Genomic DNA, 567 nt, shown 5'->3' on the forward strand with positions numbered 1-567 from the left:
AGCTCTCCGGAGGGAGGGGATGTGCCGCGAAGCCGTGAGGCAATCCGGCTGGGCGTTGAGCCATGTTCCGAAAGTTCTCCGTACACCTGAGCTATGCCGCGAAGCCGTAAGGCAAGACGGCTGGGCGCTGATTTTTGTGCCGGAAGCCCTCCGGACGCGGGAGATCGCCTCGAGGCGGTTAGGCAAGACGGCATGGCGTTACGCTATTTGCCGTCTAACTTCCGCACTAAGATCTTCTGCGAAGCGGTGAGGCAAAACGGTTTGGCGCTGGAAAGCCTCCGGACGCGGGAGGCCAGTCTTAAGGCAGCAGAGCAGCCTGACTGGGTGGCTGCAAATGACTTCGAGACACTGAAACATATCCTTTCCCATCAATGTTTGTCTTCTTGTCCGCCGGGCCTGTAAGCGCCATCAGTAGCCGCAATCGGCTGCTGATGGCCGGATTGCCTTCAATATCAGTCATGTGAATTTGATCCGAATCAGAGGTTAGCGTTTCATGGCCCCGGCAATGTCATCAGCTCCTCCAGTGAAAAGGCCGTTCTGCGGCTCATGGCAGCCCGCACAAGCCGC

At 58.0% G+C, this 567-nt stretch carries 1 protein-coding gene and 1 pseudogene; both read left to right on the top strand.

The genetic code is table 11. From position 1 onward, the window contains the following. Positions 1-19 precede the first annotated feature (19 nt). Positions 20-142: pseudogene (locus E1297_RS51110) on the top strand (DUF4116 domain-containing protein); the annotation flags it as partial. Continuing rightward, positions 94-402 carry a DUF4116 domain-containing protein gene (locus E1297_RS51115; protein ID WP_368669421.1) on the top strand — a complete coding sequence of 103 codons (309 nt, stop codon included), beginning with the start codon at positions 94-96 and terminating at the stop codon, positions 400-402. The pseudogene E1297_RS51110 and the gene E1297_RS51115, both read left to right, overlap by 49 nt. Positions 403-567: the final 165 nt, after the last annotated feature.

It is taken from the genome of Roseibium sp. RKSG952 (assembly GCF_009711355.1).

Coding starts and splice junctions, on each gene's coding strand:
- E1297_RS51115 (WP_368669421.1), top strand. CDS start 94: ATGCCGCGAAGCCGTAAGGCAAGACGGCTGGGCGCTGATTTTTGTGCC.